At 50.2% G+C, this 6,003-nt stretch carries 5 protein-coding genes; 2 read left to right on the top strand and 3 right to left on the bottom strand.

Going from position 1 to position 6,003, the window contains the following annotated elements:
- The first annotated feature begins 108 nt into the window (after positions 1 to 108).
- Both PUQ60_RS11160 and PUQ60_RS11155 read left to right on the top strand, forming a co-directional pair.
- Positions 109 to 408 carry a hypothetical protein gene (locus PUQ60_RS11160; RefSeq protein ID WP_117469290.1) on the top strand — a complete coding sequence of 100 codons (300 nt, stop codon included), beginning with the start codon at positions 109 to 111 and terminating at the stop codon, positions 406 to 408.
- 347 nt (positions 409 to 755) lie between these two features.
- Positions 756 to 2,405: a glycosyl hydrolase family 18 protein gene (locus tag PUQ60_RS11155; protein ID WP_273483005.1), complete on the top strand. Its 1,650-nt coding sequence runs from the start codon at positions 756 to 758 to the stop codon at positions 2,403 to 2,405.
- A gap of 27 nt (positions 2,406 to 2,432) precedes the next feature.
- On the opposite strand, the gene PUQ60_RS11150 is transcribed toward PUQ60_RS11155, so the two are convergent.
- From PUQ60_RS11150 to PUQ60_RS11140, 3 genes are all read right to left on the bottom strand, one after another.
- On the bottom strand, positions 2,433 to 3,224 hold the full coding sequence (locus PUQ60_RS11150; RefSeq protein ID WP_337955633.1) for a tyrosine-type recombinase/integrase: 792 nt from the start codon (positions 3,222 to 3,224) through the stop codon (positions 2,433 to 2,435).
- Positions 3,225 to 3,330: 106 nt separating this feature from the next.
- The gene (locus PUQ60_RS11145; RefSeq protein WP_337955576.1) at positions 3,331 to 3,945 is read right to left on the bottom strand and encodes a tyrosine-type recombinase/integrase; all 615 of its coding nucleotides are present in this window, start codon (positions 3,943 to 3,945) and stop codon (positions 3,331 to 3,333) included.
- A gap of 479 nt (positions 3,946 to 4,424) precedes the next feature.
- The gene (locus PUQ60_RS11140; protein ID WP_273483003.1) at positions 4,425 to 5,810 is read right to left on the bottom strand and encodes an amidohydrolase; all 1,386 of its coding nucleotides are present in this window, start codon (positions 5,808 to 5,810) and stop codon (positions 4,425 to 4,427) included.
- Between the last annotated feature and the right edge of the window lie 193 nt (positions 5,811 to 6,003).

Genomic DNA, 6,003 nt, shown 5'->3' with positions numbered 1-6,003 from the left:
AATAACTTAAAATCGACAGCGCAGAGGGAGAACGTTCAATGAAGAGCATCGATAAGACCGTGCATGCCATAGATATGCGGCACGAAGAAAAGAAAGGTGTATATGGGTATGGAAACAGCAAGCGGAACGTATGACTCGGAAAATCGAAGTGTCGAGGAGATGACGCGCTATCTGAATGGACTTAAGCGGTACACGGAAAAAGGAATCCCGATCTACATGGACGGAAAACTTTCCGGGCAGAGAGAATGGGAGAAACTGTTTGAAGTTCGTGAGGATGGAATGTTCTATATGGGAGATTATGTCCAGGCGGAAGGCGGCGGTCTGAAGGAGATACGGTTTGATAAGGTCTATCTGAGCGAAGCGGATATCATGGAGACGAAAGGTCGGAGGAGAAGAACGAGAAAATAAGGAAAGACGGAGGATACCGAATAGAATGGATCTGGCGGTACTGGATAGCAGTAAATCGCACGGAAATGAACCAGGTTATATGTACGAAGTAATATAGATTCAACAGCTGGGGGATCGTTCTGCCAGATGATTCGTAAGACTGCTGACAACAATTCGTTACAAAAAGTTAACAGACAGACATTCCGCGTTGTGGTATACTTAAGCTATCTTGAAGATCCGGCAAAGTATACGATCTGTGTATACCTTGCCGGATCATCCGTAATAAATAACGATTCAGCATGCCGCCGGTGAGAGACGGAAATGAACGCAGAATTCTGGGAACCGGCGTGCGGAAAGAGTGATAACGAATGAGAAAAATAGTTCCTGTATTGGTTGCTGTCGGTCTGATCATCCTGATCGCCGTGGGATTTGTCGGTTTCCAGGTACTGGACCGGTATATGCCAACGAAAGAGCGGGCGGATCTCGCGGAAGTCTATGATGTGTCCGGGGATGAGACCGCGATCCTCTATAACTATGAGCGGCAGGAGCAGACAGGAATCTATGAAAATGGACAGACGTATCTGCCGGTCTCCTGGGTGAATGACCACATTAATGAGCGGTTCTACTGGGACAGCACGGAAGACCTTCTCGTGTACGCGCTCCCGGACCAGATCGTCTATGCGGACGCGGAGACAAAGGGGGCCAACGGCGCTCCGCTGCTTCTTGTAAAAGATGATGAGGTCTATCTGACGCTGGGTTTGATCGCAAACTATACGGATGTGCAGATCCAGACCTTTGACTCCGGGGATGGAAGACGTGTCCTGATCAATGACTGGGGAACAAGAAATATAGCGCGGGTGAAAAAGGCTGGAAGTCTGCGAGTAAAAGGCGGCGTAAAGAGTAAGATCCTCACAGACCTCGCAGAGGACGATACGGTGACCGTTCTCGATACGATGGAGAAATGGTCCAAGGTCGCATCTTCCGACGGAAATATCGGATATGTGGAAAATAAGCGCCTGGCAGCCGCGGAGAGCCAGAAATTTTCCGGAAATTTCACAGCTCCTGTATACAAGAATACCAGCATGAGCGGAAAGATCGTTCTCGGCTGGCACCAGGTAACAAGCCAGGACGGAAACAATACCTTTGACAGCATTTTGGCAAAGACAAAAGGGATGAACGTGATCTCCCCGACATGGTTTTCCCTGACAGACAACAACGGAAGCTATAAGTCACTGGCGAGCAAAGATTATGTGGCGAAGGCCCATGCAAAGGGGCTCCAGGTGTGGGCGCTGATCGACAACTTCAGTGCCGATGTCCAGACGGAGACGCTGTTAGCATCCACCTCTACCCGCCGCAAGCTGATCGACAGCCTGATCGCGGATGCGGAAAAATATGACCTGGATGGTCTGAACCTTGATTTTGAGAGCCTGAAAACAGAGGCGGGCGTCCATTATATCGAATTTATCCGGGAATTATCGATCCCGTGCCGCCAGAAAGGCATTGTCCTGTCCGTGGACAACTATGTTCCGGCGAGATACAACAGCTTCTACAACCTGAAAGAACAGGGAACCGTTGTGGATTATGTGATTATGATGGGATATGATGAGCACTTTGCGGGCGGCGAGCCGGGCTCTGTGTCCTCTATCAGCTACGTGAAGAATGGAATCTCCGGAATGCTCGAGGATGTCCCGAAGGAGAAGCTGATCAATGCCGTTCCGTTCTACACGAGACTCTGGATCGAAGCCGGGGACGGATCCATCACCTCCAAGGCGATGGGAATCGCGGATGCGAAGAAGTGGATAGACAATAACCAGGTGGAACTCACCTGGCAGGCGGATACCGCCCAATATTATGGCGAGAAACAGACAAATGACGGTGCCTGGTTCCTCTGGATGGAGGAGGAGCGGTCCTTAAAAGAAAAGATGAACGTGGTCCGTCAGAACGATCTGGCGGGAGTCGCGTGCTGGAAACTTGGGTTTGAGGATTCTGCCGCGTGGGATTCCATCCAGTGGAACTAAGATCATAATGGCGCTTTTACGCCGGACCTACCAGGTCACCATCTTGTCCAGCAGGAGTTTCTGTTCCTTGCTGGAACGTGTGAGGTAGATGCGGGTGGTCTCGATGCTCTCATGCCCGAGAAGATCCGCCAATAGAGAGATATCGCTGCTGCGAGCCAGAAAATTCTTCGCGAACCGGTGGCGGAAAGAATGCGGGTACATGGTATCAGGATCGATGCCATACCGGACTGCATAGTGTTTTAATTGGGAATGGATGCCTCTGGTCGTCACGGGGCGTCCATTTTTTCCCACAAAAAGAAAGCCGGAGGTGATACCGCGGCGGTCACACCAGGCTTTTGCCTCCTGACAGAGGGAATCCGGGATGTAGATGCGGCGGATCTTCCCACCTTTGGAGTAGAGATCAAGATACCCGCAGGCTAAATGTTCCGCCTTGATCTGCACCAGCTCACTGACCCTGGCACCGGTGGTCACCAGAAAACGGACGATGAAATACCAGAAATCGTGGTGCTCTGCTTTCAGGTTCCGCTGGAGCGTCTCACAGTCTTCGTTTGTGATAATGGAGTCCTGGAAGGTGTCGCGGGAAATCTTTACCGTGCGAAGACGGAAGCCGGAGAGATCCGGGGAGAGCTCTGGCTGTTCTTCCTCCAGGAAAAGAAGAAAATGATTTACGGCGTAGATACGCTGATTGATCGTTGCAGGGCGGTAATTGGCAATTAAAAGACTCCGGTATTTTCGGAGAAGAGATTCAGTTGGAACGGGATAGGTGGACAGAAGCTGTCTGATAGCCCGTCCGTATGCATCTCTGGTATTTTCAGACATATTCTTTTTTCTTAAATATAATCTAAATGATTCTGCCAGGTTTTCCTGGTCTTTTGGAAGTTCTTTCATAGTGTATCCTTTGAATAATAACAGGGCAGCAGGAATTTTACCAGTTTACGATCTGATTGAAAAGGTTCTGTTGTTCGGTACTGCTTTTATGCAGATAAATGCGGGTAGTCTCAATACTCTCATGTCCGAGAATGTCGGACAGGAGCGCAATATCATCACATTTTTCTATAAAATTTTTGGCAAACAGATGCCGGAATGCATGGGGATGTACGACAGATGGATCCAGATTGTATCGAAGTGCAAAAACCTTAAGCTGATCCCGGATCCCGTTTGTGGTGATCGGATTTCCGAAACGGTTTAAAAATAAGCTGCCGCTGGTGCGCTTTTCGTTTTGAAGCCACAGCAGGCAGGTCTCCTGGACATTTTGCGGGAAGTAGATCCGCCGGATCTTATCACCTTTTGAGTACAGGTCCATCTGACCGCGGATCATATCTTCCACACGGATCTGGAGAAGTTCGCTGATCCGCACGCCAGTGGCGGCCATGATCCGCACGGCAAAGTAGTAGGTAGGCTTTCCGTCACGCAGAAGACATTTTTTCAGGTACTCATAGTCGACCTGGCTGATCACATTTTCCAGAAATGGTTTCTGTTGAAGGCGGACCATAAGAACCCTGGAGTCAGGAAGCTCGAGAAATTCCATAAAACAGTTCATTGCGCGGATCCTCAAATTTACGGTGTTGGGCTTGTACCTGTCGATGAGATAGCATTTATAGAGCATCAGATTGTCATGTGTGACTTCGGGGTACAGGGAAAGAAAATGCCTGGCAGTATAGAGATAGGAACGGATCGTCTGGTAAGATTTTCCATTCCGGAGCAGCCACGCTTCGAACCTGGAGAGTTTTTGACGGGCCGTTTCAGAAAGACGGTCTGTGGGAAGAGCAGTTTTTCTCATAGTATTATCATACCTTTCTGTTTTTGAAAGTATTTTATCGCAGGAAACAAAAAGAGCAAGAGAAAACTGGAGAATACGTTGTTGATGGGGAAAGGAAGGAGGAAAAGCAAAAAATCCGTCGGAGACATGGGACATCTCCGACGGACGTTTATATAAGCTGTATATGATTGGAAATGAACAGACAATGCTTTTGGGAAATGTTCGGTGGCATTGCGCTGCCCGGAAGGAAATTGGGTTGCTTAGTTCTGGAAATCTACAATCGCGTTTCCCTTTTCATCATATCGAACAGCATCCTTATCAAGTGTCAGTGCGTCGATGGCATCAAGGTATGCCTTGATAGACGGGTACTGCGGCTTGTAGTTTGCGATGATCTCTTTTGCTGCCACAGCATTGTTGGAGAGCAGGGCATCTACGAGGAAGAGCTGAACCTTTGCGGCGTTCACGCACATGCGGTTCGGATCGGTGATCTGGAAGTCGATGCCGTGGAGTGTGCCGACAGCGCCGCCCGCGTTGATCTGCACGCCCGGCATTACGCAGGTGACATCGCCGAAATCGGAGGAACCGGTGCTCCAGCCGTTATAGTCGAAGACAACTTTCTTTCTTCCGCAAAGTGCCACGCAGCAGTCCTCAGCCAGCTTCATGAATGTCGGATCATGATACTCCGGAGCGTAACCAGGGCGGTCGCTCAGCTCAACGCCTGCGCCCATAGACAGTGCGGCACCGGTCAGCGCACGGTTTACCTTGATATTCTCGCGTTTGATCGCCTCTAAGGATTTTCCACGGACATAACTCTCGATCTTCATCTCATCCGGGATAATGTTTACGGCGCAGTTTGCGCCCATGAGGATCGGATGGAAGCGGATCGTATCTTTCTCCTGGAATGTCTCACGGAGGTCGTTGCATGCCTGGAGACCCAGCATAGCGGCATACTCCGCGTTGACTCCCATATGAGGAGCTCCGCCTGCATGGGCAGATTTTCCTTTGTAGCGGATATTTTTCGCTATACATCCGTTCATTCCGAGCAGTGCCTGAAAGTCAAGATCGGTATCGCCGTCCTCATTGACACCAGAGCCTTTTGTCATGCCGTGAACCATCATAGCCATGTCGACACCATCTAAGAGACCACGGTACATGAACTCGGTCTTACCGCCGTTGTACTTGATGATGCCTTTCTGGCGGAGTTCTTCACGGAATGCCAGCTGGATCATCTCCTCGGCCGGAACGACAACGAGGCGGATGGATCCGCAGAGACCGTCGAGGGCGTGGGGCTGTTTCAATGCGGCTGCGATTCCTAAAAGTGCAGCGGACTGGGCGTTATGTCCACAGCAGTGGGTCATTCCGTTTACGGATTCCGGATGGTTCGCGATATCGAGGGCATCCAGTTCACCGAAGATCGCTACCTTTGGTCCTGGTTTTCCTGTCTCAACATCGGTGTAAAAGCCCGGAATGTTTCCGGCTTTGACGAGTGTGTATCCAAGTGCCTCGTATTTCTCTGCGAGATAGTCGTGGGCCTGCCACTCGGTGTAGCCGGTCTGCGGATGAGCCCAGATCCAGCGCTCTGCGTCGAGGATGAGCTGTTTTACGGTATCTACGTTGTTTACGATCAGCTGTTGTCTGTCTGTCATGGAAATACCTCCTGAAATATGTAATATTGGACGGAACCAGGCGCTGTACGGGAGCATCAGGTCAAGCCCGGTTCATCTTTAAAAGCTCGATCAGCGCGTCAGTGTGTTCCTTCGTTGTCGCCCAGCTTGTGGCGATCCGGATCACGGTATGGGAGTCATCATATTTCTCCCAGAAGCTGAATTCCGCCTGCTC

This window comes from Clostridium sp. AF02-29, from assembly GCF_934835585.1.
Taxonomy (GTDB): Bacteria; Bacillota; Clostridia; order Lachnospirales; family Lachnospiraceae; genus Otoolea; species Otoolea fessa.
Note: the sequence above shows the minus strand (reverse complement) of the source record. Positions and strands in the feature narration are given on the sequence as shown.

Coding starts and splice junctions, on each gene's coding strand:
- PUQ60_RS11160 (WP_117469290.1), top strand. CDS start 109: ATGGAAACAGCAAGCGGAACGTATGACTCGGAAAATCGAAGTGTCGAG.
- PUQ60_RS11155 (WP_273483005.1), top strand. CDS start 756: ATGAGAAAAATAGTTCCTGTATTGGTTGCTGTCGGTCTGATCATCCTG.
- PUQ60_RS11150 (WP_337955633.1), bottom strand. CDS start 3,224: ATGTCTGAAAATACCAGAGATGCATACGGACGGGCTATCAGACAGCTT.
- PUQ60_RS11145 (WP_337955576.1), bottom strand. CDS start 3,945: ATGAACTGTTTTATGGAATTTCTCGAGCTTCCTGACTCCAGGGTTCTT.
- PUQ60_RS11140 (WP_273483003.1), bottom strand. CDS start 5,810: ATGACAGACAGACAACAGCTGATCGTAAACAACGTAGATACCGTAAAA.